Raw genomic sequence first — 26,912 nt, forward strand, 5'->3', positions numbered from 1 at the left:
ATTCAACCACCTATATTCTATGATATTTACTATTTATTTCATGAAACAACTTTGCCTTTTTCCGCTTATCCACAAAAACACGTTCATGTAATGTATAGTTAGCCTGTCTCACTTCGTCCAGTATTTCAATATATATACGTGCTGCTAATTCTATGATTGGTTGTGCTTCAATACTAAATACTTTGATTTGATCCATAACATCTTGAAAATCTTTTTCTGCGATAGCTGCATAATATTCCCATAAGTCAATATAATGATTATTAACACCATTTTGGTACACTTCAGCAATATCAACTTCATATTGCTTTAATCGTTGCTTACTAAAATATATCCGTTCATTGTCAAAATCTTCACCGACATCTCTTAATATATTAATCAATTGCAACGATTCACCAAGTCTTCTTGCGACATCGTATGTCTGATGTGTTTCATGATCACTTAAAATCGGCGTCAATACTTCACCTACTGTACCAGCAACACCATAACAATATCCGAATAATTCAGCGTCCGTTTCAAACATTGTAAAATGTTGATCTTTATATACAGTATCAATGAGATTATAGAAAGACTGAAAGGCGATATTTTTATGTTGTGCAACATGCTGAAGTGCTATCATGATTCTACGATCACTTTGAAAGTGATGATGTTCATATGGGTATTTTTCAATAGATTGTATATCTTCTTTTATTTGATTTAAAAATTGAATATCGCCATAAACATCTATACTGTCATCAATTTTACGACACACAGCATAAATTGCCCAAACCGCTTTTCTTTGATCTTCTGGTAACAAGTCAAAAGCGTAAGAAAAGCTTTTTGAATGTTTCTTCATGATTTTATGACAATATTTAAAATTCATATCCATCATTGTCATACTAGTCCTCCTATATTGAAATGCCATTACCTTGATTTATTGTTCTTTAGATATAGAATATTGACGACCTTTCCATTCAACTACACCATAACGATGCGTTTGTTTCCAAGATTGGATGAAAATTTTAGTAAAAAACATAAATAACAATGGATGACATACCATTAATAAATTAGAAAATTGGCCGACCCTTCGATGCAGATAAATAAATTGTGTAGTGTAGCTCAAGTAAAGTGCTACCATTTTTCTTACAGACATTTGGCGATATTTTAAACTAAGACATAGCCCTAAAATACTCGCTATAGAACCGAACAACCACAACACAATTGCTGTCATGATCTTAGGCTTTGTGCCACCTGCCCCAGTTGACAAATGCTTTGTCCATCCTTCTTGTAATGACTGAAATCCTTCTTGATACATGCGAAATGCAACAAATGGAAATCCTTCATAAACTGTTACGGGCAATGATTGTGAAGTATATGCACTTCCTAAAGCAAATCCTTCAATAATATGACGGTTCGCACTTTTATGACCTCCAGTTGCATAATAATCTTCTTTATTTGTTAATGTCACCGGTCCAAATGCATGCTGGTTAGTCCGACCGTCGTCTAAGGTAGAAAATACATTCATACCAACGACTGTCATTAAATTAAATATCGCTGAAAACCCTTCGTAGAAACGCTTTGTTATATGATAAGGCTGTACGCTTAACAATCCTTTTTCACCTTGTAATTGATACTGATTAATCAACGTTTCAACAGCATCTTTCCTTAAGAAAGTTACATCAGCATCTACAAAGGCAATACGATTCGTACATACATGCGTCACACCTTGATAACAAGCATGTGATTTCCCATACCATTTGCCGTCAGTATCATCAACAACATCTACTACAGTCGCACCATATGAACGTGCTACACGTGCTGTTTCATCTGTCGATCCGTCATTCATAACAATGACATCTACTGGAACTTGCTGTTGTATTATCGAATGTAGTAAATGACCTATTCTTTTTTCTTCGTTTCTAGCCGGAATAATAATTGTTAATGCTTTATGATTGAAGTTCAGCGTTTTCGCCTTTAGCTGATGTCTACGATTAAATATCAATGCACCACACGCCATAGACATGGTCACTATTACTGTTAATATTCGTGATAACCATTTCATAGATATCACTTCCTATTCTTCGCTTCTCGCACGTTTATTTTGTCTGCGACTTGTTGCCCACTTAATGTAACCATTGGCATGCCACCACCAGGATTTACTGATCCACCTACAAAGTACAAGTTTTCAAAATACTGACTTTCTTTAGGAAATTTAAACCCTTTGTTTTTCTTTTTATCTGCTACAACACCATATATTGCACCACGATTAGAACGATAATTTTTTTCAATATCCTCCGGTGTCCAAACATCTTCATAAATAATGTGTTTTCTTAAATCAGTAAGTCCCATTTTTTCTAATTTATCCAAAATTTTATCCCTAAACTTCGCATAATCTTCAGTGGTAAAAGGCTGATCTTGAATATATGGAATATGTGGTAAGACTTTGATATTTTCATAACCTACTGGCGCTTGTGTGTGATCAGTTTTATTCGTATTTACTAGATAAATGGTCGGATCATCTGGCAATACCTTTTCATGAAAAACTTGTTGATAATTGAGATAAGCATTTTCCGTAAAAAAGAAATTATGATGTGCTAATTGCGGGTATTGGCAAGCAACACCTAAATGCATCACATATCCTGAGCTTGCTGGCTCAAATTCCCGCTCTAATTTGTTTAATCGTTGAGTATCAAGGTGAAGTAAATATTTATAAGTAGGTATGACTTCCATATTTGAAATAATATAATCTGCCTTTACAAACTCACCTGTATCTAATCTGACACCCGTCACACGTCTTTGATATGTTTTAATATTGTCCACACGTGCACCTGTATGAATTGTGACACCTTCTTCACGCGCTAGCTTTTCCAAGGCATTGGCTAAATGATGGATTCCACCTTCTACATACCAAAGGCCTTGCTCTTGTTGCATATGGAATAACATAGATAATACAGCTGGCGCATCGTATGATGAAGAACCTACATATTTGATAAAATAGCCTAACATTTGTCGCAAGTATGGATTCGAGATACGCTTGTCTATGGCCTGTTGCATAGTATGTACATAATCATAATTAATAAGAGCATTTAATGGCCCATGAAATTTAATAATTTGAGATAGTGTATCTAAACCATAGTTAAAATACCCTTTTTCAGTAATACGATCGATTCGTCTTGTATAATTCAAATAATTTTGCAGTTCCTCTATATCCTGTTTCGACAATATCGCATTATGCTGACCTGTTTCTTTAATACCTTCATACAAATCGATAGTCGTGCCATCTGGAAAAAAGCTACGCCATTGATGTGGTAAACGCTTGATTGTAACGTAGTCTGACATTTGCTTCTTGCTATATTCGAATAATTTTTCAAAAATATAAGGCATCGTTAAAATAGATGGACCTAAATCAAAGCCAAAGCCATCTGATTCATGACGATTCACTTTGCCTCCTATATGATTATTTTGTTCATATAATGAGACCGAATAGCCACTTTGTGCCATTCGAATTGCTGCAGAAATCCCACCTAAGCCACCACCAATAACGATGATATGTTTAGTCATGACGTTCACCTCTTCGCTTTAATATGCGTAGTAACTGCGTTAATCTCGGTCGATTATAGCGTTGCACAATAATGATTGGAACATTAGCTATCATTGCATAGAAAATATTTATATACTTTACTAAACGAGGGCCTTTATTGAATATGATGACTGGAAGTATCGATATCCAATGAATCAACTCTGCCCTCTTTGTCTCTATAATCATTTTTTCAATTTCATCAGTATTGATTGTCATTAAATGACGCTGATCATATATATTTTGATTAAGCTGATGACCATCTAAAATCTTATGTTTCCATTTTCTTACGTAAAACCATTTGTTCCAAAATTTTCCATGCTTCTCAAAGTTAAATGATTTAAATATTATGTACTTCTGACGAAAATACTTATCAGGAATTCTTGTACCTAAATTTGCTATATTTAGTTGAACAATTAACCAATACATACTACAAAAAAATGCTGTTTTAATATATTTTTTCATGGTTTTCATCTAAATTGAATCACTCTCAATCATACTGACATAGTATAAATTATCACTTTATTACTTAGTTCCCTAAAGATCAGTGAATAAACCGCTCTCATTTATATTTATATAAAACAAAAACGCCAATACTCTCATGTTAGAGAATATTGACGTCATTTGATTTACATTTGATTAATGAATGAAATTATATGAACCTGCTTGGTTTGCTGAAATTGTACGAGACGTAACCACACCAGCACCATGTCCATAGTTCATTTCTGAAACACGAACAGAACCGTTGCTGTTAACGCCTTCAACGTAAGCAACATGACCGTAATAGCCTTGTGTTGTTTGCATGATAGCACCAACTTTTGGTGTATTGTTCACTGTATAGCCAGATGATGCAGCTGCGTTAGCCCAATTACTTGCGTTACCCCATGTTGAACCAATTTTCCCACCAACACGATCAAATACATAATAAGTACATTGTCCTGAAGTATATAAGTTACTTCCTGATGCATAACCATTAGAAATTGAACGACCATTTGAAGATGGCGCTGCAGTTGTAGTCACATGAACATTATTACTTGTTGTGCTATAACTTGCACCTGAACCACCAGTATAATAGTTATTTGTTGCTGTTTGACTATTGTTTGTATAGTTATTGTATTGATATGAATGATTATAGTAGTTATTGTAAGATGCATTGTTATAACTATAAGTATTGTAGTTGTTGTAGTAGTATGTGTTGTTTTGCGTTAATTGACTTGGATTCCAATTTCCTGTCCAAGTGTAATGATAATTACCTTGTGCATCAATTGTATACGTATAGCTGTATGATTGAGCGTCATTAGAATTATATCCATTGTTATTTTGTTCTGCGGCTTGTGCATCATGTCCTGCAAATGCGATAGTGGCAAGTCCTGCTGTAGCGATTGTAGCTGTAACGATTTTTTTCATAATTAAATATCCTCCCAATAATCAAAACACTCTATACATATAGTCATTAGCGACTCAATTATTTTAAATTTTATATTTTTTATTTTTTTAGTATGCAAACAATTATAACTTTTATAGTTTTGCGACAAAACAAACTATAACAGAGATTAGGTGTCTTGCGGGCTTTGTTATCATAATGTAATCTGTTCCTAATAAAGCTTCATTGAATGTAATATACCAATTAGAATGTTTACAACACTTTTTCTGCACCGTTACTATGGGATTTGAAAATAAAAAAGCACTAAACTTTTAATGAAATACATCATTTTTGATAATAAATATCAGAAGTAATGTAATATTTCAAAAGTTTAGTGCATCAAATTATTTCTTATTTGTAGCATGTGTTTCCATCGTTTTTACAATCAAATCAGTCAGCGCTTTACTACCTGCATATTCTAAGTGAATACCGTCATATGCAAAGTACTCCGGATGACCTGCAGAAGCTTTATACCAATCGACTAGATGTACATTAGAGCGCTTTTCAGCTGCCTCATAAATTAATTTATTTATTCTACCTTCATAATCTCTAGGTACTCTAATAGAAACTAAATATATGTCTGCTTTTCCAAAACTATCCAATAGTTCATTTAATTGATCTTTCGTAAATGCCCCATTTGTACCAAGCTCTACTACAACTTTTTGACCTTTTTTAGCATAGTCTTTATATTGCGATTTCACAATTGGTGTAGCATCAACGAGTTGCCGTCCAACTTTACCATCAATTTGTGCATTTGGTATTTTCTTAGTAAAGACATTACCAATATCCACCATGACCGAGTCACCAATTAATAGTGGTGATGACTTTTTAATATCCTCTTTGCTATTCGCTGTCTGCTTATCCTCTTGCTTATCTTTTTTAACGACTTTTTTCTTCGTTGTTTTAAATTCCGTCTTCTTCTCTTTCTTCTCGGCTTCATGTTGTTTGCCAAGTGCATCAAACTGTCCACTGAGCACAACGATAGACGGAACCAATAATAGGATAACTAACACTGTTCTAGCAAATTGCCCCTTCTTTTTAGGTAAAAATGCAAAAGCTTTAAATCCTTTTTTACGTATAGGTGTTTCAATAAAGCGATACGAAATTTCAGCCATTAACGCTGTTAATAAAATTTCTATAATATAAACGTATACCGGTATTTGTCCTTGTACGTAATAACTGTTCACAAAAACAATGATAGGATAATGCCATAAATATAAGCTATATGATCGTTTACCTATAATTAGTAAAGGTTTCATACTTAAAAATTTAGCAAATAAACTAGAAGGATGTACCGCAATTGCAATAATGAATAAAGTTGCAAATGATATAATGTAAAATCCTCCATTATAGATCCATTGATCTTGGTCTCCAACTATAAAGAACAAAGTCATTAGAACCGCAAAACCAGATATCCCTATAATATCTAATGATACGACAATCTTTTTAGAAATATCTTTTTTCAAAGCAAACGGAGGCCAAATAAATGCTAATATACAACCAAGCAATAAAGTTTGCAGTCGTGTATCTGTCCCAAAATACACACGTGAATTATCTCCAGTGATGAAATGAATCACTATCATAAGTCCTAAAGAAATCAACGATACAATAAATAGCGTTTGAATAATATTTCTCGGTTTAAATCTATGTAATAAGAACGTGATAACCAATGGGAAAAGCAAGTAAAATTGTTCTTCAATGGCTAAAGACCATAAATGTTTGAGTGGTTCAATAGCAAATTGGTTAAAATAATCTACATTCTGTGAAATGTACCACCAGTTTGAAACATAGAATATAGCTGCAATAGCATCTCGTTTCATTTGTATAATCAATTCCGGTTTAAATATCAGTGTGAACGTAAGCACGACACAGATTAAAAATAACACTGCCGGAATGAGTCGTTTCAATCGTCGCTTCCAAAACTCTAGCAAATCGATTTTTTGCGTCCGATAATACTCACTTATCAACAAACTTGTTATTAAATAACCTGAAATAACGAAGAATGTATCTACTCCTAAAAAGCCCCCACTTAACCATTGTGCATTCAAGTGATAAATAATGATTCCTATAACTGCGAATGCCCTCAATCCATCTAATCCAGGTAAGTATCGCGGGGAATACATTTTTTCTAAACGTTTAAAGTCTTTTGTATCCATGTTAATAAACGCCCCATTTATTTTTCTCTATTTTGTAGCATATCACAATATTTTTGAAAATAAAATATTGCACTGATTTTCATTAATTGATTTAACCCTTAATTAAGATAGTTTTAAATTTTTTATTAAGTAGAAAACAATTATTACAGTTAATTTCATTACTGCAAACCACATATAAATTTGTCGATTTTACTACATAACATAGATTATCATAGATTCTTGAATTTTTAGCAAAATAACTGTTATTTTCATTATATTTTTACAAAAAAAGGTTCGTTTTATATTTTATGCATCTTACTGTAACAGAATCATTAAGATATGCTATTCGAATATACTTTTTCAAAATTTATATAATGAATAAATTAACATGTATTGAAAAAAAAGCGAAATGCAGCCTATCCTCTAATGTAAACCAAACGATATATCTCGTCAGACTTTATATTTAAACGCTATGTGTCACTTTTAAAATGAATATTACTAAGATTGTCATATCAATTATTATTGCATCGAATTAATCTTTTAAATTTCTGTAATAAAACCTATTATCTACATCTAATTTAGGAAAACTACTTGGTAAATCTCCTCGCTTAATTTCACGGAAGCCATTATTAGAATAAAAATACTGTGCACTAATAAATTTATCAATTGTTCCTAAATAAATACCATCGATATTTTGTTCTTTACATGTCATTATAACTTTATCTAAAAGTTTTTTACCTATTTTTAAATTCCTATAACCTTTATCAACAAACATTTTTTTAAGTGCAGACATATTATTATCTAGTCTAATCAAACCTATAGTACCAACAATATTTTGATGATTGTTTATTGCAAGCCAAAATTGCCCTCCATTATTCAAATAGTTATGTTCGATGTTCTCCAAATCAGGTTGATCATCTCTATCAATTTTTATATTAAATTCATTTTTTTGAATCGATAAAATAAACTCGATTAGCTCTTCCTTATAAGACCTATTATATTCAATTATGTTTATAGCCATTTTTATCTCCTTTTTCATTTAATTTAATTATAAAATGTGCGTTTAGTTTGTATCTAGTGTACTCAGTACAGCCTCAAATGATGTTTCATTCCAATTGGCACTTAATAAAGACAAGTATTTTAGCAGTAATACAATAAAGTCCAATAAATTTCCCTAACTTCAATATCCACTTTTTAAAAAATGTATTTTTAATTAATAAAAAAACTCTCCCCAATTTCTATGGGAAGAGCTATATATTTAATGTCTAAACATTACTTTTATTTATTATGAAGGAATTAGAATCCCCAAGCACCTAAACCTTGTGCTTTGTATGCTTTAACAGCTGCGTTGATTTGTTGGTCAACAGTGTTTGTTGGACCCCAACCTGGCATAGTTTGGAATAAACCTGAAGCACCTGATGGGTTGTAAGCATTTACTTGACCATTTGATTCACGAGCGATGATTGCAGCCCATGTAGAAGCTGAAACACCAGTACGTTGAGCCATGATTTGAGCTGCTGATGAACCAGTAGCACCTGCAGTATTACCATTGCTTAATCTCACTGAACTTGAAGTAGTTGAAGTGCTGTAGTTATGGTAAGTTGGAGCTGAAACAGCTTCAACGTTTGAGTTACTTGATTGTGCATTGTAGCTTACTGATTGTACATTTGAACCTTGGTTGTATGAAGTAGTGTAGTCTGCACCTGCAACGTTTGAGAAACCAGCAGTTTGACCATTAGCTGCTTCATAGCTCCATGACCATGTAGTACCATTTGAAGTGAAGTTATATTGGAAACCATCTTTTACAAAGTGGATGTCATATGCACCATCTTTGATTGGAGCTGCATTTAATTGATCTTGGTGATTATGCGCTAAGTCAACTAAGTGTGCTTGATCAACGTTTACTTCAGCAGCGTGTGCTTGATGTCCTGTACCTGCTGCGTAACCTGTTACACCTAATGCCACTGCTAATGATGATGCCATAATTGTCTTTTTCATAGTAAAAAATCCTCCAGTAATAATTGTAAGTTTATGTTTTTAGTAATTATATTTTGAATTTGAATGTCGTAGTGCAAGTTTAAATTGTCTTTTATTTCTTTCAACGGTACTCACTATATCACAAAAAACCAGCCAGTAAATTACACTTTCTTTACAAAACATTACAATATCAAGTGTTATTTGTAATGTTGAAATATGGCTGTTTTATACTGTAATGTGAAATATGTGCCCTTTAGAATCCAATCAACCCTTGAAATAGTCTTTAACACATAAGATTTTTACTATATTTAGCTCAACTATTACAGCTTTCGTAATATTACAGATTGTATTTTTGTTACATAGCTGTAATATATCTGACATGTAACTTCTCTTATTTTCGTACATTAAACGCAATTAAAAAGCAATCAACACATATGTTTCTACACATGTATTGATTGCTATTATTGTTGTATATTCAAAGTTTTAAAACACACATCTTTTGTGAATTGTCTTATCTTTTATTAGCGCAAATAAACTGCAGCTCAATTATATTGTTCAACTTCATTCTCGCAATTCACAATAACATTAAATAATTTTTGGTCTCATATTTTCAAAAAACATACTGTTATTATCCCATGAATTTAAAAATATCATTAGTATATAAACGAAACACTTTACGATAAATGATATCTGCAAGCCAAGCTGTTACAAATGGTACAACAAAGAACGCTACTACAATTAGTAAGACACTCAACCAAGCAGAATCAACCTCCATAAATTTAAATGCATTAATCGGTCCTACCATTCCTATAAAACCAAATCCAGCTGACTCTTTCGTTCCATGAATACCTACTAATGCTGATACCAAACCTGATACAATGGCTGTCGTTAATATTGGTAACATAAGAATTGGATATTTCACCATATTAGGTATCATCATTTTAACGCCTCCAAAGAAGACGGATAACGGCACCCCTAAACGATTCACTTTACTTGTACCAATTATCAATACTGCTTCAGTCGCGGAGATACCAATTGACGCTGATCCAGCTGCTAAACCTGTAATACCTATCGCAAAGGCAATGGCCACAGTTGATAGTGGAGAAATAATAATAAGACTAAATACCATTGAAATCAAAATACTCATGACAATCGGTTGTAATTCTGTAAAACCATTAACCATATTACCGATGGCTGTTGTAATCATTTTCGTATACGGCAATATTAAAACACCAATTGCACCTGAAATACCGCCAACAACTGTTGGGAATACAATCAATGCCATACTACCTACGCGATGTTGAATAAGTAAAATGAACAACACTGCAATCGCTGCTGTAATCATTGTATTAATTAAATCACCAATACCCGTAATCATCCAAGCACCATTTTTAAACTGCGCTGCACCGCTTCCTACATATGCTGCACTTGCCACAACAGCAATTGCTAATGGCGATAGGTCAAATTTCATGGCAACCAATGCACCAATCAAAGCAGGTACTGTAAATTGAATTGCAACGACAACGCCTAATAACGTTTTAAAAATCGGATGATAATCCATAAAGTATTTAAAAATTTCTCCAAGTATCGCATTAGGAACTAAGCCCGCAACAATACCTATGGCGACACCTGATAAAACTCTAAATATAAAATCTTTGGGTGTAATTGTTTTAATTGATGTCATAATATCATCCTTCCATTTATGTATATACATCTTTATGCAAATAATAAAGAGCCTTAAGTTATAAGCTGCCACTAGCTTAAATTCTAAGATGTGCATGCCGATGTTGTTATATTTAGGCTAGCAGTATCATCTATAACTCAAGACTATGAAAAATAGTATATCACAAAATTCTGAATTTTTAGATAAGGAAATTGGCAATTTTTCAAACATATTGTTACAATACACTTTTATTTTATCTTCATTTTTAAAATCCATTAATATAATAGAAGAAAGACATTCAAATGCTTACCAAAAAGGTACATTATTTATTAGGAGCGTATCAGCACTTACATATCATCAACACAATTGACAACATAATAGAAGATACTGATAATAAATGTTAAAACAACAGATGTTAGGTAGTGAACAAATGATGGAAAGTAAATCCATAGATCCAAGAATCGTTAGAACCAAACAATTGCTTGTCGATGCTTTTCTTAAAATTTCTAGAGAAAAGAAATTGTCTCAAATTACAGTTAAAGATATCACTGATATTGCTACGCTAAATCGTGCAACATTTTACGCTCATTTCACTGATAAAGAAGACCTCCTAGACTACACATTGTCTGTAACCATTTTAAAAGACTTGAATGATAACTTGAGCATTTCTAGTGTCATTAATGAAAAGGTACTGCGTAATATTTTCATTTCAATTGCGAGTTATATCAAAGATGCTGCAAAGTCTTGCGAATTAAATAGTGAAGCATTTTGCAACAAAGCACATCAACGTATTAATAATGAATTAGAAGATATTTTTGCGATTATGTTAGAAAACAGCTATCCGGAGCATCAACGAGATATCATTGTAAATAGTGCGAGTTTTTTAGCAGCTGGTATCTCAGGCTTAGCATTACATTGGTTTAACACGAGTCAAGAGACAGCCGATGTGTTTATCGATCGCAACCTCCCATTTTTAATTCATCATATAGCACATTTTTAATAAAACTTGGTATTTAGTCATGCATCTTGAAAGCACTATGTGACTTAGGTTCATACTTGTACACACAATAAAATTTAACGTATTACGATTGATTAGCCGTGTCTAGGACATAAATCAACGTCCTATACTCTACAATGTCATATTAGCAGTCGTTAACTGAATGAAAATAAGCTTGTCATTAAAACATATAGATTTTAGTGACAAGCATTTTTGTTTTTGCGTACTTAAACAACACTTCAGGCAATATGTTGTTTAGGCAACAAATGATATGTGCGTGTTTATTGGCAAACGTACGACATAGTAGTATAGTATATCTAAACAACACATGTTGCATAGTTGATATGCGTTGTTTAAATACTAAGATAGGAGGGATTGACGTGAGCGAGACAGATGAACCTCAGGGGTTTGAACGCACGCATAATATATTAAATATTAATCAGAGTAGTCTGGGTGTAGTGACATACATTACAAATAAATTAAAGTCGACGTTGAAGCAACACATAATAATTGCTCGTGGTAAAAAGCGAATCGACTATCGACTGTCGTATAACTTTTACACTACGTATTATGATAATGTAGAAATCAAGAAAATCGACTGTGAATATACCTATGCTATGCCCATTGCAATTTTAATAAGACACACGATGTCATTCGACAATGCTCATTTCTTTGCTCAGTTACGTCATCCTGTCTTATAAAACAACATTGCAGCCATGTATATCAAACGACACTTCAATAACATCACTTTGCCATCGTACTACTAGTAAAATCGTGTCTCAAATCCCTTATTTAAATTCCAAAAATCTGCTGGTCAAAAGACCGAGAAACTAAAAACATTACTGAATGTGTTGATAAATTACCTTATAGAAATAATCTCAAAATATATCAACACTTGATTCTAAGGAGGATATGACAATATGAAAATTTTAGATAGAATTAATGAACTTGCAAATAAAGAAAAAGTACAACCACTTACTGTAGCTGAAAAACAAGAACAACATGCATTGCGTCAAGACTACTTAAGCATGATCCGAGGACAAGTATTAACAACATTTTCCACAATAAAAGTGGTTGATCCAATCGGTCAGGATGTCACACCAGATAAAGTTTATGATCTTCGCCAACAATACGGTTATATTCAAAATTAATATTTGCTCACGAGGTATTGCACTTAAGGTGCCAACTGACCTCATAAACAAAGCCCATACTGATTGAAGACACTAATGTGTCCACCATGGTGCACATTAAACCTTCATCTTTGTATGGGCTTTTTATTTATTCTTTTGAGAATTTCATTTTAGCAGACCAAAAAATTAAAATGGTGTCCATCAAGATCTTTGAACATTGCACCATAAAACCCTTGGCTTACTGTTGGTTCTTGAACGACTGTGCCACCCGCTTCTTTCACTTTATTCACCAACTGGTCAACTTCTTCATTTGTGTTCACACCTAGAGAAATCATCACTTCATTTGGTTCAGTATTAAGGCTTTGCTGACTTACATTTTGAAAATGCTTGTTTTCTATTAAAATTACGGTTGTTTGACCTATTTGAATGCCGACCATTTTATCTAACATTTGTGGGTTTCTATTTATTTTAAATCCTAACGCTTTATAAAACTGTGCGCTCTTTTCTAAATCTTGCACATGCAAATTAAACCACATTGATTGAATCATGATTGCACCCCATTCATTACTTATTATAGTTTTGGACTTTAAGCCAATCACTTAATGATAATCTTGTTGGATTTATTTCAGCCATTAATTCAAAGTCTACTTCATAACCTTTTTCTTCCAACCATTGCTTTTCTGCAACACCACTAACAAATTCTCCTTCTATAACAGTAGATTTACCTGTCACTTCACTAAAAATTGTTGCTGCTTCACTTAATGTAACTTCATCGGAACCAATCTCTATTGATTGATGCGTAAAGCTTTGTGGATGTGCAAAAATATACGATGCAATTTTAGCTATATCAATAGAAGAAATCATTGTGAATTTTATATTCGGATTAATAAATTCTGGTAATGTAATACGTTCATCTTCGACTTTAGCAATGCGTAAAAAATTATCCATAAAGAATGATGGTTTGATAACTGTTGCATTTATATTAGATTCCATTAATCTATTTTCTATTTTTGCTAGTACTTCAAAGTGTGGGCCAGTTCGATTTCGATTAACCCCTCCCGCAGTACTATACACAATATGTTGAATATTTTCTTGCTCAGCTATTTCAATTATCTTCATACCTTGTCTTAATTCTTCGCTAACATCATCTTTAACGATTGGCTGAATACTGTATAAGCCATACTTACCTTTCATCGCTGATTGCAAACTAACATTATCACTCAGATCACCTTCAACGATTGATAAATGCGGATGTCCTATGTCTGAAAGTTTACGATTATTCTTATTTCTAGTTAATGCACTTACATACCATCCATCCTCTAACAACTGTTTTACAACTGCATTACCTTGCTTCCCTGTTGCGCCTATTACTAAAATATCTTTCATTTTAGATCCACTCCTCTTTTTATCTTAAAAACCAATAGTCCTCTTTTTCACCTTTTAAATACGTATATGGTTCTGGTGTTTGTCCATTTCCTTTAATATTGTCGTTTATTACATCTCTGACATCCCATACTAAATGAATAAATCGTTGTAATTGATGACTAAAAATGCCTAGTGGCGCTGTCATAGCTAATACTTTTTCCACATCTTCTGTAGTGACATTCAGTTTTTCAGCAATCATTTGAACCGATAAGGTAGATTCTTCAAAATGTGCTTGCAACTCTTCAGCTGTGATGCGTCTTTGCTCTTTATTTAAAGACATTATCAACACTCTTTTCTTTTATGATATTTAATAGTTATTGCAAATTCATTGCTAACTTTCTTAACACGTTTTATAATAAACGGAGAGTTATCCGTTTGTCAATTTTAGAGAATTTTAAGTAGGTGTAATCATGCGAAAAGATGCAAAAGAGAATAGGCAACGAATTGAAGAAATAGCGCACAAACTTTTTGATGAAGAAGGCGTTGAAAACATTAGTATGAATCGTATTGCTAAAGAACTAGGTATCGGTATGGGGACATTGTATCGACATTTCAAAGATAAAAGCGATTTATGCTACTACGTCATACAAAGAGACCTTGATATTTTTATCACTCATTTTAAGCAAATTAAAGATGACTATCATTCTAATTATGAGGTTATGCAAGTGTCGTTAGATTATCTTTTACAATTTAAAATCGATAATAAGGCACTACTGCAATGTATTGAAGCAGGCAACAATAAATTACGTTTTTACCAAAGCGCATTTTATCAAGAATTATTTGATTTTTATTATGACTTATTTAAAAGCGATGACGACACTTACACGAAGTTCAAAACAGATATGCTGTTGCAATCATTATCAACTAGTGTATTTGCCTTCCAAATAGAGCATCGCCATATTTCAATTGAAGCGTACAGAAATTATTTATTAAACATTTATTTAGATGAGGTGGAACGTAATGACTAAAATTGTGTTAATCACAGGAGGCAATAAAGGGTTAGGCTATGCAAGTGCAGAGGCACTTAAAGCATTGGGTTACAAAGTTTATATAGGTTCTCGGAATGATGTAAGAGGACAACAAGCATCACAAAAATTAGGTGTTCATTATGTACAGTTAGATGTTACAAGTGACTACTCAGTCAAAAATGCTTATAACATGATTGCTGAAAAAGAAGGCCGTCTTGATATCCTCATTAACAATGCAGGTATATCTGGTCAATTTTCAGCACCTTCCAAATTGACACCTCGTGACGTTGAAGAAGTATATCAAACGAATGTATTCGGTATCGTACGAATGATGAATACATTCGTCCCTCTCTTAGAAAAATCTGAACAACCTGTTGTCGTCAACGTATCAAGTGGTTTAGGTTCATTTGGAATGGTTACAAACCCCGAAACAGCTGAATCTAAAGTGAATTCATTAGCTTATTGTTCGTCTAAATCGGCAGTAACAATGCTAACGCTACAATACGCTAAAGGATTACCTAACATGCAAATCAATGCTGCTGATCCAGGCGCTACAAATACTGATTTAGTTGGTGATTTTAGTAATAATTCCAAACACGTTTCTGAAGGAATCAAGCCAATCATTCAATTAGCAACGATTGGTGCAGATGGCCCAACAGGTACATTTATTAATGGCGATGGAGAGATGCCTTGGTAGATCAATTTTATGTTACAAACATTGAAATTAGAGGTATACAAAAAATGCTTCTGCAATAGATGCAATAAACATGCAATACAATATGGAGGCGAATTAAATGAAAAGTATTACGTTTGAAGAACATTATGTCATTGAAGATATTCAAAAAGAAACGATGAATGCGATATCAGCAAATCCTAAAGGTGTACCGATGAAAGTAATGTTAGAAGGCCTTGAAAAAAAGACAGGTTTTACAAATGCCGACGAATTATCACATCATGATGAACGTATCCAATTTATGAATAATCAAGACGTTCAAATTCAAGTCTTATCTTATGGAAATGGGTCTCCTTCAAATTTGGTTGGTCAGAAAGCCATTGAATTATGTCAAAAAGCAAATGATCAATTGGCAAACTATATTGCACAATATCCCAATCGCTTTGTAGGCTTTGCAACTTTACCTATCAATGAGCCTGAAGCCGCAGCGCGAGAATTCGAACGTTGCATCAATGATTTAGGATTCAAAGGTGCGCTCATTATGGGACGTGCACAAGATGGTTTTCTTGATCAAGACAAATATGACATTATTTTCAAAACAGCTGAAAATTTAGACGTACCGATTTATCTACATCCCGCGCCAGTTAACAATGACATTTATCAATCATACTATAAAGGAAATTATCCTGAAGTAACTGCGGCAACATTTGCTTGTTTTGGTTATGGTTGGCACATTGATGTCGGTATTCATGCAATACATCTAGTATTATCTGGTATTTTTGATCGTTATCCAAAGTTAAATATGATTATTGGACATTGGGGTGAGTTTATCCCATTCTTCTTAGAACGTATGGATGAAGCTTTATTCGCTGAACATTTGAACCACCCTGTAAGCTATTACTTTAAAAATAATTTTTATATCACACCGAGTGGCATGTTAACGAAGCCACAGTTTGATTTAGTCAAGAAAGAAGTAGGTATTGATAGAATTCTTTATGCTGCTGATTATCCATATATTGAGCCTGAAAAATTAGGTGTATTTTTAGATGAACTGGGTTTAACAGATGAAGAAAAAGAGAAAATAAGTTATACAAATGGTGCTAAATTATTAGGTTTATCACCTAACAATTAACAAATGGAGGTCATTGAATATGGAAACTTTAGAATTACAAGGCGCTAAATTACGATACCACCAAGTCGGACAAGGACCCGTGCTCATCTTTATTCCTGGTGCAAACGGTACCGGAGACATTTTTCTGCCTCTTGCAGAACAGTTAAAAGACCATTTTACTGTTGTAGCCGTTGATCGTCGTGATTATGGAGAAAGCGAGTTAACTGAACCACTCCCTGATTCCGCTTCAAACCCTGACAGTGATTATCGTGTCAAACGCGACGCACAGGACATTGCCGAACTTGCAAAGTCATTAAGTGATAAACCTGTCTATATATTAGGTTCAAGTTCAGGTTCAATCGTTGCGATGCATGTGTTAAAAGATTACCCTGAAGTCGTTAAAAAGATTGCATTTCATGAACCACCAATTAATACATTTTTACCAGACAGTACTTATTGGAAAGATAAAAATGATGACATTGTGCATCAAATTTTAACAGAAGGCTTAGAAAAAGGCATGAAAACATTTGGTGAAACATTAAATATCGCACCAATTGATGCAAAAATGATGTCTCAACCTGCTGATACTGAAGAAGGACGTATAGAACAGTACAAACGTACGATGTTCTGGTCAAAATTTGAAATTAGACAATATACGCATTCAGATATTACTTTGGATGATTTCACAAAATACAGCGATAAAATCACCCTACTAAATGGGACAGATTCTAGAGGCTCCTTCCCACAAGATGTTAACTTTTATATAAATAAAGAAACTGGCATACCTATTGTAGATATTCCAGGTGGTCACTTAGGTTATATTCAAAAACCTGAAGGCTTTGCTGACGTATTATTAAATATGTGGGGTTAATTGATCGTTCTCTAATAAAACAGCTTGGACAGTTTTCAAATTATATTTGATGGCTGACCAAGCTTATTTTTGTTTACGTTTAAACGTTCAAATCAACTCGTTATTATACATGAAGGCATGTTAACCATTCTCTTCCACTGAAAACACTACTGTTCCAAACATTGATAGTCTTCTTTTGAAATACCCTTTCCGATAAGCACCAAATATTCTGGCACTTTTTTTGAAAATGCTACAGGTGTTAATTCATATTGTCCTTGTGTAAATTGAATGAGATACGTATGTGTGGTGTCTTCAAATGTCATAAACCCTTTTAACCTATAAATATGAGACGGAAGGCATGCTAAACGTTTTATAAACTGTGCTTTAGTACATTTGGCTGGTGATTGCACAAATTGATGATTTATTGTTTTGTGTAATGATTCATGTTTATTTTCAGAAGTTGCTGTCATTTGGCTAACTGATATTGGCAAAGTGACGCTGCCATGCATACCAACTTGTATATCGGCCTCTGGGTTAATAACTTCTAAATCTTTCAATAGTTTGCTCGTCGTTTCAACATCTGCTGAATCTATTTTATTAACAAATAAGACAGAACAATATGCTAATTGCTCATAAAATAAGCCTTGGATGTCTTTAGGGAATGATTTAATGTGTTTATACATGCTTGCGTCTATTACACCAATCATATGTGTAATGGTTGTAAACGGAGCTAAAATAGGCGTTAAACAAGCATCTAAGACAGAGACTGGTTCTGCAATCCCACTACATTCAATAAATACAATGTCTGGTTGATCTTTTAAATATAATTGATGTAACTGTTCTGATACATCTGCTTTCATTGCGCAACAGATACACCCCTCTGTCAGTTCACTTAAAGGTATGTCTTCAGATACTAAGGCACCATCAACACTCATTTTCCCAAATTCATTCATGATGACTGCTGGTTTCAGCGATTCCTTTAATGATTCAGCGAGCAAATGATTTAAGACAGTCGTTTTACCGCCACCTAAAAACCCACCTATAATAACTATTTTCATCTGCGACTCTCCTCTTATACTTCATATGAATAGCATATTCCAAGATAGATCTCCTATTGACTGACATGACTCTATATTCAGTTATAGTTCATTTTTTTAAATAATCAGCATTACTATTTTAACAATGATGCCTACACCAATAACTAAAGACAATGATGTCACCATTTGCTTTCCAATTAATTTTAGTGCTGACTGACCACCTAAATGTTTCAAAAGCATCGTCATTGTGACCGAGCACGCTGTAAAAGTTGAACTAAAAAACACAAGTAGTAGTAACTGTGTTGCTGTCATTCCTTGTAATAAGGCGCCCTGATGCAAATTAAACAAGAGCATGCCGTCTTTTCGAATCATTGAAAATAAAATCCCTGGTGACAATTCTGACGAGATGCCTAATAACGATAATATAGGTGTAAATATTTGTGATAAAACATTCAAAATTGGCGTTAGTGATAAAATACTAACAATAAGACAGATTGTGATAAAAATAGGTAGCGCTTGAACGATAAACATTTGTATATTTTGCCACATTTGCAGCAACATTTGACGTATATTTGGCATATGTAATTGTCTATCATAAGGTAGCGGAACGCTAAGTTGTTGATCATTCTTTTTCAACCATATCCTATTATGTAAGATGCCACCTAAAAGTACTAATATTAAGTACGGCATAAATAGCCATGACTTTCCAGCTACACTAAAAATAGATAATGTCGCACCTATTTGATAACTACAAGAACTACCAAAGCTTATTAAACTCATACACTGTGTCTTCGTGCAGGTATGGCATTGGTGTGCTGCTTGTGAAATAGCTGCTGCATTACATCCAAATCCTTCTAATAGTGGCACGATATCATTACCTTGTAATCCGATCCATAACATTGACGGTTCAATTGCCCATATCATCCATGATTTGAGTCCTGTTTGATCAATTATTGCAAGTTGATAAACTAATTAATATTACAACCGGCAATGCCCATACGAGCGAATATGTTCCAAGTGATAGCACACCATAATCACCAAATAATATATGCTGTAATATATCGTGATTGAGCAATGTTGTTTGAGTTAAATATTCTATCCATGCTGATACATACTGATTTTGAAACCAATCTGAAAATTGATAAGCGATACCGATTGGTAATGCAAACATTAAAAATATCAACAACCAGGCTAAAAATGTCGCACTTATTTTAGGCCTTAAATGTCGTCGCTCATGTTGAAATAGTGTCAATTGTTCTATCACATGTTCGCTCGCTATAGGCGAAGAAACTACACTTTCTGCCAATGAAATATCTAATTTCTGTTTTATGATTAATAATCTTAATTTCGCTTTTTCTGTTGCGGTAAGTTTATCCGCATGACTAATAACCAAATAATGAGGTTCATTAGGTATGGGCGTATAATGCCCAGTTCTCATATCATATTTCACTTCTAACATGTGCATGACACTTCACAACATGAATAATCATCTAAATACATTTGATTTTTTTGATAATTTTCAATGACATCTTGTTTAGCTGGTAAGCCTTCCCGCTGTGTTAAAAGATGTGCAAGTACTGCAAATCGCGCTCTGAATTTATAGATATAGCATAATTTGGCATTATCATTTTCAACTGTCGCACCAATCATAAAAATATTCGGATAACGTGTCGATTCATCATGTGTTGTTAATTTAATATCTTGATTTGTTGTCACAAATAATTGTTGAACGATTGGATTTTTTGTTGCATCAAAGCCAGTTGCTAGTATTGGTTCATGAGGCGTATGCACACTTTGTCCGCTATCAAAACTGATATGATACTGTCCATTGTTAAAATCAATATCTTTAACTGTATAATGTACATTCATTTCGATGCGAGCACCTTGCTTAATGACATTACCTAGTCGCTGACGTGTATAAGGTGACAATCTAACACTAGGATCAGCATCCGGATCATTTAAACCGGTTGTGCTAGTATAAAGTGCGATGTCAGAGCCATTTTTTGCAAGTTGATATGCAGCATCAAAGCCACTTTCATTACCTCCGATAACCACATATTGCCCCTTATTAAAGTTATCAAAGTCTTCAATTTCACTATAATGAATACCATATTTAAATGGCTTTTTAGGGAAATTATAATCACCTGTTGCGACAAAGATATAATCCGCGTGATATGTCTCTGTTGTCGTTGCAATCGTATAATATGCATCATCTACAGATATATTTGTGACAACTGTATTTTCAAAGATATTCAGCTCGTAATGGTTGGCAACCACTTGTAAATATTCAGCATATGTTTCTCCGGAAATATGTTCTTCATTAAATGTAAATGCTGGTGAAGTATCCATGGAAATTGCATTCATATCAGGCATGCCAAATCCATTAGACGTAAATGATGGCGTGATCGTACGGGTCGATTTCGGCCAATGTTTAAATGAATGTCCTACTGTTCCTTTTTCTAAAATAATGACATCTTTTATACCGAAATCTTTTAAGGTAATGGCCATACCTATACCTGCAGCACCGGCACCGATAATAGCCACTTTATGATGTTGCATATTAACACTCCCTCAATGATCTATTTCAAGTTATTGTTTTTGATTATAAATCGTAATAATTACGATTTATAAAGTATAGACCTATCCTTGAGAAATTTCAATATTAAAAGAAAAACTTCCGTTATTGTAGAGAATTCATCTACATTTCGGAAGTTGGTATGTGTCTTTTTTTTAAAATTTAAGGATGCTACGTTTAGTTCAAATGATTATGAATGACATTTCATGGTATCATCCAGCCTCAGTACTTGGAGATAACATTTTGGCGGTGAGACAGAAATCATATTTTTACAAAATTTATTTCGTCGTCCCACCCCAACTTGCACATTATAGTAAGTTGACTTTCCGTCAGCTTCTGTGTTGGGACCCCAGCTAATTCATCATTTTTGAGCCTAGAACATTTATTTATGTCTCAGATTCTTACACATTAGCCGCAGCCCAGGTGTGCTTAAAAAATGGGAATACATGTGTAAAGCTCATGCATAAGAAATACTAATTTCTAAAGATAAAGTATTTCTTTATTGTTGTGTAACTTCTCCACGTTGTATTTCACTATCCAAATTTTGTTTCATATTTTCAAACAACTCTTGAAATCTAACCTCATCTTGATCAGAATAACCTTTAAAAATAACTGAATCTATATTTTCTTCGTTAAAATAATAAATTTCATCTTCCACAACACCAATCGGATATTTACATGCAGAATAGTCAAACATATACTTTTGATTTTCAATTTCTACAATTGGTCCTCTATTAATAATCATTAACTTTTGCGAACCTTCTTTTAAATAAATAATGCTTCCTATTGTTTCCATTTATTTTCCTCCTTTGTCACCGTCTCAATTTCAACATTCCTTCGCATTTCCAAGTCAATCATCTCTTCTTCCGCTTTACGAATGCCATGTTGAATTTGCTGTTGCTGCTCGTATAACGCTTCCGTTGAACGTCGTTTCGCAAAATGAAATTCATCGCGGAACTGTTCCATACGACTAGCCATATTGCTAATATAAAAACGCTCACCTAAATGTTGATATAATTGATCTATCGAATGATTAAGCGCATCACTTTCATCTATCAATGCTTTAACCTCTCGCTTTTCATCATATAAGTCATCCATTTGCTTATGTTTCGCTGTGATTATTTTATTGATTTCATCCAGTTTATTCGACATCATTTCACCACGTTTTAATTTTTACCAATTTCATTACCAATCATTACGTCAGTTTGGTCAAAAGCCTCACCAACTTTTTGTATATTATCGCTCGCAGTTCGTATTGCTTCAGCAACAGATTGATTCTTACTCATCAAATCATCTATCACACTATGAGCATTATTATTTCCACTTACTGTTGTACTTTCATCTTTATCCGGTTTCGACACATTATTACATGTTTCAACAGCGCTTTTAATAGATGATGATGCACTATTAGTCTTGAAAATATCACTTTGAACTGTACTCATCATTTACACCTCTCTCCATTTAAATTATTTTAAAATTATTAGAAACTGTATCAATATATGATATTCAAACATTCAATTATACTTAAATATTGTTTTATGATTATATTCAAAATTATTGTATCAATAAATATGTATCATTCCTAGAATTTTATTGAACAAAAAGTTATAAAATCACTTTTATTGCAACTCAACCTTGTTTTACATTACAGAAATTAACAATAGCGATTAAAATTTTATTTTCCAACAATAAAAAAGCACAAATATTTTTATTGAGGCAGCTGAAGGCCTTCTCATTGTAAAAATATCTGTGCATATTATCTATTTATCTCAATCTAACGTCTTAACTAACTTGTTGTATCTTGTAAAATCTTATCCATAGAATGCGCAACACTATCACGGTACATTTCACCAAATTTCAATAAATGGACCATCAATAAATATAAACGATAAAATTCAAGTCTATAGGATGCACCTTTTGCGAGTGGATAATGTTTATTATACGCATCATAAAATTCGCTCGTAAAACCACCAAATACCGTTGTAATACCGATATCGAATTCTCTGTCACCATATAATGGCGCTGGATCAAATAACGCCGGACGACCATCTTGTAAGAACATATAATTACCACCCCATAGGTCACCATGTAATAAAGACGGTTTACTTTGATGCTTTTCTAATTCCGCCACAATTTGACGTCGCACTTTGTCATATACTTTGATATCGTTGGCATCCCATAGCCCTCTATTTAGCAACTCATCTTTCAAATGGTCCAAGCGCTTGTCGACAAAAATGGTACACCAATCGTCTTGCCAATGATTATCAAAAGAAATATCGCCACCTTCATAAGGTAATGAGAAGCCAAATTTGCCTTCTTCTTGTTGCTGACTGTGTAATTGAGCTACGAGTTGCCCTAATTGGCGTTGACTCCCTGAAGCCCCTTCTTCTAAATACGTCATCATTAAATACGCATCACCGTTAACCTCGCCACTTGCAATTACTCTAGGTGCCGTGATACCTGCACGTTCAAATTCATTTAAACCTGCAATTTCTGCAGCATAAAATGATTCTTTACGTCCACGTTGGACAAGTAAGAAAAATGTATCCGTATCTGTTTCGACTCGATATGCTTCGTTTACATCACCACCACTCACTGGTGAAATCTCTTTAATATCTTTTAAAGGTAAATGCTCTAACCATTGTTCATTCATACAAACACCTTCCAATCTACTTACTTTATACTATAATATTGCCTAATTAGGATGATTTAATCTTAAAAACGTTATTCAAACTTGCGTCAATTTTCAAAACTTTTTAGTTTTAACTAGGAAATTATGTATGGAAATGCTAGTCTATTAAAAGAATATATTTCACATATATTAAGTTGAGGATAGTAAGCCTCAAATATAATGAAATAGGAGCATACTCATGTACAAATTAATTAAACCTTTCTTATTCAAAATCGAACCCGAAAAAGCACACGGACTAACTATCGATGCATTAAAAACGTTACAAAAATTTCCAGTTTTATTCCCAGTCGTCGATAAACTATTTACTTATAAGAATCCAACGTTATCACAAGCGATACAAGGTAATACGTACGACAATCCAATTGGCTTAGCAGCTGGTTTCGACAAATCTTGCGAAGTACCAAAAGCATTGGAACACCTTGGATTCGGTGCTTTAGAATTAGGTGGTATCACACCTAAACCTCAACCGGGTAACCCTCAACCACGTATGTTTAGATTATTAGAAGATGACGCCTTGATAAATCGAATGGGCTTCAATAATATTGGTATGAACAAAGCACTAAGTCATTTGCGTAAAAATGCTTATCAAGTACCTGTTGGTATCAATGTTGGTGTGAATAAAATGACACCTTATGAAGCGCGTTATCAAGATTATATAAAGGTTATTGATACGTTTAAACACGACGTTTCATTTTTCACAGTCAACATCAGTTCTCCAAATACTGAAAATCTTCAAAACTTCCATGATAAAGATGAATTTTCAATGTTATGCCAAGCTTTGACAACATTTAAAAAACAGCACGATGTAACAGTGCCAATTTATTTAAAACTAACGTCTGATATGGATTTCGATGGCTTAAAAGCACTATTACCAGCGATTACTGAGACATTTGACGGTATCATCTTAGCAAACACAACGCGACAACGAGATGGTTTAACTTCTGCTAATAAAGTCGAAGAAGGCGGTTTGAGTGGTCGTCCATTATTTGAACGTAATTTAAAATTGATTAAGTATGCTTATCAGCAAACAAATGGTGAATTTTTAATTATAGGTACAGGCGGCGTATTCAGTACTGAAGATGCAATCAAAATGATGCGTCACGGTGCGTCACTTATTCAAATTTATTCATCACTTGTTATTGAAGGCCCAGGTTTAACTAAGAAAATGAACAAAGGCATCGCACGTTACTTAAAGGATCATCATTTTGACAATGTCAGTGATATTATAGGACTAGATGCCTAATCCAACGTAGTCAAATAATACTTTAAAACTTGCTGAATCGTCTTATTAAAATTATGATATAACTCAAGAAGATATATTTATCACCATTTTTCAAAATAATGGCTTAAATATCACATATCATTAAATATAGCGTTTTATAACGGAGGCGTTTGTTATGACTAAAGAAACAGATAATAAAAAAACAGTAGCGACTTCTGACAACAAAGACACACAGCAACAAAATCAACCTGAAGAAGATGAACGTCAAGGTTTGAATGGTTATCGTAAAACAGATCTTGATTTAGAAATCGAGCAAGAGCTACGTGAAATGATGAAAACAGGAGAAAATGAAACGAAAAATGACTACAAAAAGTTTAAAGTGTTTTCACTTATTTCAACACTTGTCATTGTCATTTTAGCAATTATAAGATTTGTTCATAAAATGATGTAATTAGAGTGAGACATTGTTTTATGTCTCAGGATCCAGTTATTCATTATAGCTACAATATTTACGATTATATAAATAACCCGAGATTTTAGTATGATTTATTTCACTAAAATCTCGGGTTTCTATTTGATAATTTTTAATAGGGCATGGCTTGTATATGCGCCTGCCTTTTATCTCATTTCCAATGATTAATCTGGATATTGTTCTAAAAATGCTTTCGCTTCTTTATTAACTGTTTTAAAATCAATACCTTGTTGCATCGCTGCAAAGACACATCCACAATAACACTGCCTAAAGATATTATAGTCATTACACATTTCTATGGAACGCTCATAACCTTTACTTTTCTTAAAATCACTTGGCAAATAGTTCACATCGTATATTTTTTGGACATCCATACCAAGTTCATTGATTAATTGTGCGTTCTTTTTAGGTGATAATGTGATTGCACTGCCAAAATAATCATAGCCATGTTCTACAGCTGCTTTCGCTACAATATCCAAACGCATTTCAAAACAAGCGGTACAACGTAAGCCGCCTTCTTTTTCATCAGCTAATTCTTTATCCTTCACCATTTTCACAAACTTATGCGGTTCATAAGGTGCTTCAATATACTTCACATTCGCACCAGTCTTGCGATTAAAATCTTCCACAAATTGTTCTTGCACTTTAGCACGTCGTAAATATTCATTTTTCGGATGAATATTTGAATTCGCGAAATAAATTGCAATGTCTGCATATTGTGTTAAAAACTCTAATGTATATGTACTACAAGGTGCACAACAACTATGCAATAAGATTTTAGGTCTGATTGCTTCTCTTTCCCACTGCCCGATTAATTTCTTCAACACCTTGTCATAATTAATTTTTTGATTTTTCATTTTACTGATAATAGGTTCAGCATTAATCATGATTTAACCTCCCACATTTAATCATTAACTTCTATTATATATGATTCATATTAAATGTCAGTCAAAAAAGTTAGAAATTCATTTTAATGCATTTATATTTCGAAAGTCCCTTATGTATCTAA

At 33.4% G+C, this 26,912-nt stretch carries 29 protein-coding genes and 1 pseudogene; 9 read left to right on the top strand and 21 right to left on the bottom strand.

What is annotated here, in order from left to right:
- Positions 1–10 precede the first annotated feature (10 nt).
- The 10 genes from crtM to HMPREF3247_RS05190 form a co-directional block, all read right to left on the bottom strand.
- Entirely contained in the window at positions 11–874 is an 864-nt protein-coding gene (crtM, locus tag HMPREF3247_RS05145; protein ID WP_000178305.1) for a 4,4'-diapophytoene synthase CrtM, read from the bottom strand.
- Positions 875–910: 36 nt separating this feature from the next.
- Complete coding sequence (gene crtQ, locus HMPREF3247_RS05150) at positions 911–2,038, bottom strand: 4,4'-diaponeurosporenoate glycosyltransferase (protein ID WP_000871732.1); 1,128 nt, start codon at positions 2,036–2,038, stop codon at positions 911–913.
- A gap of 5 nt (positions 2,039–2,043) precedes the next feature.
- The gene (locus HMPREF3247_RS05155) at positions 2,044–3,537 is read right to left on the bottom strand and encodes a phytoene desaturase family protein (protein ID WP_000160459.1); all 1,494 of its coding nucleotides are present in this window, start codon (positions 3,535–3,537) and stop codon (positions 2,044–2,046) included.
- A complete protein-coding gene (crtO, locus tag HMPREF3247_RS05160; RefSeq protein ID WP_001795496.1) occupies positions 3,530–4,018 on the bottom strand; it encodes a glycosyl-4,4'-diaponeurosporenoate acyltransferase in 489 nt (162 codons plus the stop codon). Before crtO ends, HMPREF3247_RS05155 begins: the two co-directional genes overlap by 8 nt.
- Before the next feature lie 174 nt (positions 4,019–4,192).
- Positions 4,193–4,960 (bottom strand): CHAP domain-containing protein, encoded by a 768-nt coding sequence (locus tag HMPREF3247_RS05165; protein WP_000725225.1) that lies wholly within the window; start codon positions 4,958–4,960, stop codon positions 4,193–4,195.
- 360 nt (positions 4,961–5,320) lie between these two features.
- The gene (locus tag HMPREF3247_RS05170) at positions 5,321–7,132 is read right to left on the bottom strand and encodes an acyltransferase family protein (RefSeq protein ID WP_000379821.1); all 1,812 of its coding nucleotides are present in this window, start codon (positions 7,130–7,132) and stop codon (positions 5,321–5,323) included.
- A 511-nt stretch (positions 7,133–7,643) separates the two neighbouring features.
- Entirely contained in the window at positions 7,644–8,132 is a 489-nt protein-coding gene (locus HMPREF3247_RS05175; protein WP_000996736.1) for a GNAT family N-acetyltransferase, read from the bottom strand.
- A 275-nt stretch (positions 8,133–8,407) separates the two neighbouring features.
- Positions 8,408–9,109: a lytic transglycosylase IsaA gene (gene isaA, locus HMPREF3247_RS05180; RefSeq protein WP_000751267.1), complete on the bottom strand. Its 702-nt coding sequence runs from the start codon at positions 9,107–9,109 to the stop codon at positions 8,408–8,410.
- A 607-nt stretch (positions 9,110–9,716) separates the two neighbouring features.
- Complete coding sequence (locus tag HMPREF3247_RS05185) at positions 9,717–10,772, bottom strand: PTS sugar transporter subunit IIC (RefSeq protein ID WP_000200684.1); 1,056 nt, start codon at positions 10,770–10,772, stop codon at positions 9,717–9,719.
- A gap of 126 nt (positions 10,773–10,898) precedes the next feature.
- The gene (locus tag HMPREF3247_RS05190) at positions 10,899–10,997 is read right to left on the bottom strand and encodes a hypothetical protein (protein WP_223181132.1); all 99 of its coding nucleotides are present in this window, start codon (positions 10,995–10,997) and stop codon (positions 10,899–10,901) included.
- Between the two features lie 184 nt (positions 10,998–11,181).
- Between HMPREF3247_RS05190 and HMPREF3247_RS05200 the strand changes: the two genes are divergently transcribed.
- The 3 genes from HMPREF3247_RS05200 (at position 11,182) to HMPREF3247_RS05210 (ending at position 12,899) form a co-directional block, all read left to right on the top strand.
- Complete coding sequence (locus tag HMPREF3247_RS05200) at positions 11,182–11,751, top strand: TetR/AcrR family transcriptional regulator (RefSeq protein WP_072467476.1); 570 nt, start codon at positions 11,182–11,184, stop codon at positions 11,749–11,751.
- A gap of 197 nt (positions 11,752–11,948) precedes the next feature.
- A complete protein-coding gene (locus HMPREF3247_RS14295; protein ID WP_072467470.1) occupies positions 11,949–12,449 on the top strand; it encodes a hypothetical protein in 501 nt (166 codons plus the stop codon).
- Positions 12,450–12,668: 219 nt separating this feature from the next.
- Positions 12,669–12,899 carry a DUF896 domain-containing protein gene (locus HMPREF3247_RS05210; protein ID WP_000697134.1) on the top strand — a complete coding sequence of 77 codons (231 nt, stop codon included), beginning with the start codon at positions 12,669–12,671 and terminating at the stop codon, positions 12,897–12,899.
- A gap of 149 nt (positions 12,900–13,048) precedes the next feature.
- Here the strand turns inward: HMPREF3247_RS05210 and HMPREF3247_RS05215 are convergent, their stop codons facing one another.
- The 3 genes from HMPREF3247_RS05215 to HMPREF3247_RS05225 are packed head-to-tail and all read right to left on the bottom strand — an operon-like array spanning position 13,049 to position 14,583.
- Positions 13,049–13,426, bottom strand: coding sequence for a VOC family protein (locus HMPREF3247_RS05215; protein ID WP_000616227.1), 378 nt, complete (start codon positions 13,424–13,426; stop codon positions 13,049–13,051).
- 16 nt (positions 13,427–13,442) lie between these two features.
- A complete protein-coding gene (locus HMPREF3247_RS05220) occupies positions 13,443–14,264 on the bottom strand; it encodes an NmrA/HSCARG family protein (protein WP_000651837.1) in 822 nt (273 codons plus the stop codon).
- 19 nt (positions 14,265–14,283) lie between these two features.
- Positions 14,284–14,583, bottom strand: coding sequence for a DUF2316 family protein (locus tag HMPREF3247_RS05225; protein WP_000055856.1), 300 nt, complete (start codon positions 14,581–14,583; stop codon positions 14,284–14,286).
- 130 nt (positions 14,584–14,713) lie between these two features.
- Here HMPREF3247_RS05225 and HMPREF3247_RS05230 point away from each other — a divergent pair, with 130 nt between their 5' ends.
- The 4 genes from HMPREF3247_RS05230 (at position 14,714) to HMPREF3247_RS05245 (ending at position 17,926) form a co-directional block, all read left to right on the top strand.
- Complete coding sequence (locus tag HMPREF3247_RS05230) at positions 14,714–15,271, top strand: TetR/AcrR family transcriptional regulator (protein ID WP_001224187.1); 558 nt, start codon at positions 14,714–14,716, stop codon at positions 15,269–15,271.
- Entirely contained in the window at positions 15,264–15,968 is a 705-nt protein-coding gene (locus tag HMPREF3247_RS05235; RefSeq protein WP_000161829.1) for an SDR family NAD(P)-dependent oxidoreductase, read from the top strand. The genes HMPREF3247_RS05230 and HMPREF3247_RS05235 overlap by 8 nt, the downstream gene beginning before the upstream one ends.
- 97 nt (positions 15,969–16,065) lie before the next feature.
- A complete protein-coding gene (locus HMPREF3247_RS05240) occupies positions 16,066–17,076 on the top strand; it encodes an amidohydrolase family protein (protein WP_000836431.1) in 1,011 nt (336 codons plus the stop codon).
- Positions 17,077–17,095: 19 nt separating this feature from the next.
- Positions 17,096–17,926, top strand: coding sequence for an alpha/beta hydrolase (locus HMPREF3247_RS05245; RefSeq protein ID WP_000448913.1), 831 nt, complete (start codon positions 17,096–17,098; stop codon positions 17,924–17,926).
- A 146-nt stretch (positions 17,927–18,072) separates the two neighbouring features.
- Here the strand turns inward: HMPREF3247_RS05245 and HMPREF3247_RS05250 are convergent, their stop codons facing one another.
- The 7 genes and pseudogenes from HMPREF3247_RS05250 to HMPREF3247_RS05280 all read right to left on the bottom strand — a co-directional run bounded on the left by HMPREF3247_RS05250 (position 18,073) and on the right by HMPREF3247_RS05280 (position 24,170).
- A complete protein-coding gene (locus HMPREF3247_RS05250; protein ID WP_070866197.1) occupies positions 18,073–18,963 on the bottom strand; it encodes a CobW family GTP-binding protein in 891 nt (296 codons plus the stop codon).
- A 96-nt stretch (positions 18,964–19,059) separates the two neighbouring features.
- Positions 19,060–20,401 (bottom strand): annotated as a pseudogene (locus HMPREF3247_RS05255) (nucleoside recognition domain-containing protein).
- Entirely contained in the window at positions 20,395–21,501 is a 1,107-nt protein-coding gene (locus HMPREF3247_RS05260) for an NAD(P)/FAD-dependent oxidoreductase (RefSeq protein ID WP_001163737.1), read from the bottom strand. Before HMPREF3247_RS05260 ends, HMPREF3247_RS05255 begins: the two are co-directional and overlap by 7 nt.
- A gap of 515 nt (positions 21,502–22,016) precedes the next feature.
- Complete coding sequence (locus HMPREF3247_RS05265; protein WP_000447710.1) at positions 22,017–22,313, bottom strand: DUF4176 domain-containing protein; 297 nt, start codon at positions 22,311–22,313, stop codon at positions 22,017–22,019.
- A complete protein-coding gene (locus HMPREF3247_RS05270; RefSeq protein ID WP_070866198.1) occupies positions 22,301–22,669 on the bottom strand; it encodes a hypothetical protein in 369 nt (122 codons plus the stop codon). Before HMPREF3247_RS05270 ends, HMPREF3247_RS05265 begins: the two co-directional genes overlap by 13 nt.
- 14 nt (positions 22,670–22,683) lie before the next feature.
- Positions 22,684–22,962, bottom strand: a complete 279-nt coding sequence (locus HMPREF3247_RS05275) for a TIGR04197 family type VII secretion effector (protein WP_000987949.1) — start codon at positions 22,960–22,962, stop codon at positions 22,684–22,686.
- Positions 22,963–23,303: 341 nt separating this feature from the next.
- Positions 23,304–24,170: a fructosamine kinase family protein gene (locus HMPREF3247_RS05280; RefSeq protein ID WP_001005509.1), complete on the bottom strand. Its 867-nt coding sequence runs from the start codon at positions 24,168–24,170 to the stop codon at positions 23,304–23,306.
- A gap of 217 nt (positions 24,171–24,387) precedes the next feature.
- On the opposite strand from HMPREF3247_RS05280, the gene HMPREF3247_RS05285 reads away from it, so the two are divergent.
- Entirely contained in the window at positions 24,388–25,452 is a 1,065-nt protein-coding gene (locus tag HMPREF3247_RS05285) for a quinone-dependent dihydroorotate dehydrogenase (protein ID WP_000277412.1), read from the top strand.
- Between the two features lie 154 nt (positions 25,453–25,606).
- Positions 25,607–25,882, top strand: a complete 276-nt coding sequence (locus HMPREF3247_RS05290; protein WP_000159837.1) for a hypothetical protein — start codon at positions 25,607–25,609, stop codon at positions 25,880–25,882.
- 185 nt (positions 25,883–26,067) lie between these two features.
- On the opposite strand, the gene HMPREF3247_RS05295 is transcribed toward HMPREF3247_RS05290, so the two are convergent.
- Complete coding sequence (locus HMPREF3247_RS05295) at positions 26,068–26,790, bottom strand: epoxyqueuosine reductase QueH (protein ID WP_000606210.1); 723 nt, start codon at positions 26,788–26,790, stop codon at positions 26,068–26,070.
- Positions 26,791–26,912: the final 122 nt, after the last annotated feature.

It is taken from the genome of Staphylococcus sp. HMSC36A10 (genome assembly GCF_001838845.1).
GTDB classification, from domain to species: Bacteria; Bacillota; Bacilli; order Staphylococcales; family Staphylococcaceae; genus Staphylococcus; species Staphylococcus aureus.

Bases quoted from the DNA above. Each gene is read 5' to 3' on its own strand.
- crtM (WP_000178305.1), bottom strand. From the start codon at position 874: ATGACAATGATGGATATGAATTTTAAATATTGTCATAAAATCATGAAG.
- crtQ (WP_000871732.1), bottom strand. From the start codon at position 2,038: ATGAAATGGTTATCACGAATATTAACAGTAATAGTGACCATGTCTATG.
- HMPREF3247_RS05155 (WP_000160459.1), bottom strand. From the start codon at position 3,537: ATGACTAAACATATCATCGTTATTGGTGGTGGCTTAGGTGGGATTTCT.
- crtO (WP_001795496.1), bottom strand. From the start codon at position 4,018: ATGAAAAAATATATTAAAACAGCATTTTTTTGTAGTATGTATTGGTTA.
- HMPREF3247_RS05165 (WP_000725225.1), bottom strand. From the start codon at position 4,960: ATGAAAAAAATCGTTACAGCTACAATCGCTACAGCAGGACTTGCCACT.
- HMPREF3247_RS05170 (WP_000379821.1), bottom strand. From the start codon at position 7,132: ATGGATACAAAAGACTTTAAACGTTTAGAAAAAATGTATTCCCCGCGA.
- HMPREF3247_RS05175 (WP_000996736.1), bottom strand. From the start codon at position 8,132: ATGGCTATAAACATAATTGAATATAATAGGTCTTATAAGGAAGAGCTA.
- isaA (WP_000751267.1), bottom strand. From the start codon at position 9,109: ATGAAAAAGACAATTATGGCATCATCATTAGCAGTGGCATTAGGTGTA.
- HMPREF3247_RS05185 (WP_000200684.1), bottom strand. From the start codon at position 10,772: ATGACATCAATTAAAACAATTACACCCAAAGATTTTATATTTAGAGTT.
- HMPREF3247_RS05200 (WP_072467476.1), top strand. From the start codon at position 11,182: ATGATGGAAAGTAAATCCATAGATCCAAGAATCGTTAGAACCAAACAA.
- HMPREF3247_RS05210 (WP_000697134.1), top strand. From the start codon at position 12,669: ATGAAAATTTTAGATAGAATTAATGAACTTGCAAATAAAGAAAAAGTA.
- HMPREF3247_RS05215 (WP_000616227.1), bottom strand. From the start codon at position 13,426: ATGATTCAATCAATGTGGTTTAATTTGCATGTGCAAGATTTAGAAAAG.
- HMPREF3247_RS05220 (WP_000651837.1), bottom strand. From the start codon at position 14,264: ATGAAAGATATTTTAGTAATAGGCGCAACAGGGAAGCAAGGTAATGCA.
- HMPREF3247_RS05225 (WP_000055856.1), bottom strand. From the start codon at position 14,583: ATGTCTTTAAATAAAGAGCAAAGACGCATCACAGCTGAAGAGTTGCAA.
- HMPREF3247_RS05230 (WP_001224187.1), top strand. From the start codon at position 14,714: ATGCGAAAAGATGCAAAAGAGAATAGGCAACGAATTGAAGAAATAGCG.
- HMPREF3247_RS05235 (WP_000161829.1), top strand. From the start codon at position 15,264: ATGACTAAAATTGTGTTAATCACAGGAGGCAATAAAGGGTTAGGCTAT.
- HMPREF3247_RS05240 (WP_000836431.1), top strand. From the start codon at position 16,066: ATGAAAAGTATTACGTTTGAAGAACATTATGTCATTGAAGATATTCAA.
- HMPREF3247_RS05245 (WP_000448913.1), top strand. From the start codon at position 17,096: ATGGAAACTTTAGAATTACAAGGCGCTAAATTACGATACCACCAAGTC.
- HMPREF3247_RS05250 (WP_070866197.1), bottom strand. From the start codon at position 18,963: ATGAAAATAGTTATTATAGGTGGGTTTTTAGGTGGCGGTAAAACGACT.
- HMPREF3247_RS05260 (WP_001163737.1), bottom strand. From the start codon at position 21,501: ATGCAACATCATAAAGTGGCTATTATCGGTGCCGGTGCTGCAGGTATA.
- HMPREF3247_RS05265 (WP_000447710.1), bottom strand. From the start codon at position 22,313: ATGGAAACAATAGGAAGCATTATTTATTTAAAAGAAGGTTCGCAAAAG.
- HMPREF3247_RS05270 (WP_070866198.1), bottom strand. From the start codon at position 22,669: ATGTCGAATAAACTGGATGAAATCAATAAAATAATCACAGCGAAACAT.
- HMPREF3247_RS05275 (WP_000987949.1), bottom strand. From the start codon at position 22,962: ATGATGAGTACAGTTCAAAGTGATATTTTCAAGACTAATAGTGCATCA.
- HMPREF3247_RS05280 (WP_001005509.1), bottom strand. From the start codon at position 24,170: ATGAATGAACAATGGTTAGAGCATTTACCTTTAAAAGATATTAAAGAG.
- HMPREF3247_RS05285 (WP_000277412.1), top strand. From the start codon at position 24,388: ATGTACAAATTAATTAAACCTTTCTTATTCAAAATCGAACCCGAAAAA.
- HMPREF3247_RS05290 (WP_000159837.1), top strand. From the start codon at position 25,607: ATGACTAAAGAAACAGATAATAAAAAAACAGTAGCGACTTCTGACAAC.
- HMPREF3247_RS05295 (WP_000606210.1), bottom strand. From the start codon at position 26,790: ATGATTAATGCTGAACCTATTATCAGTAAAATGAAAAATCAAAAAATT.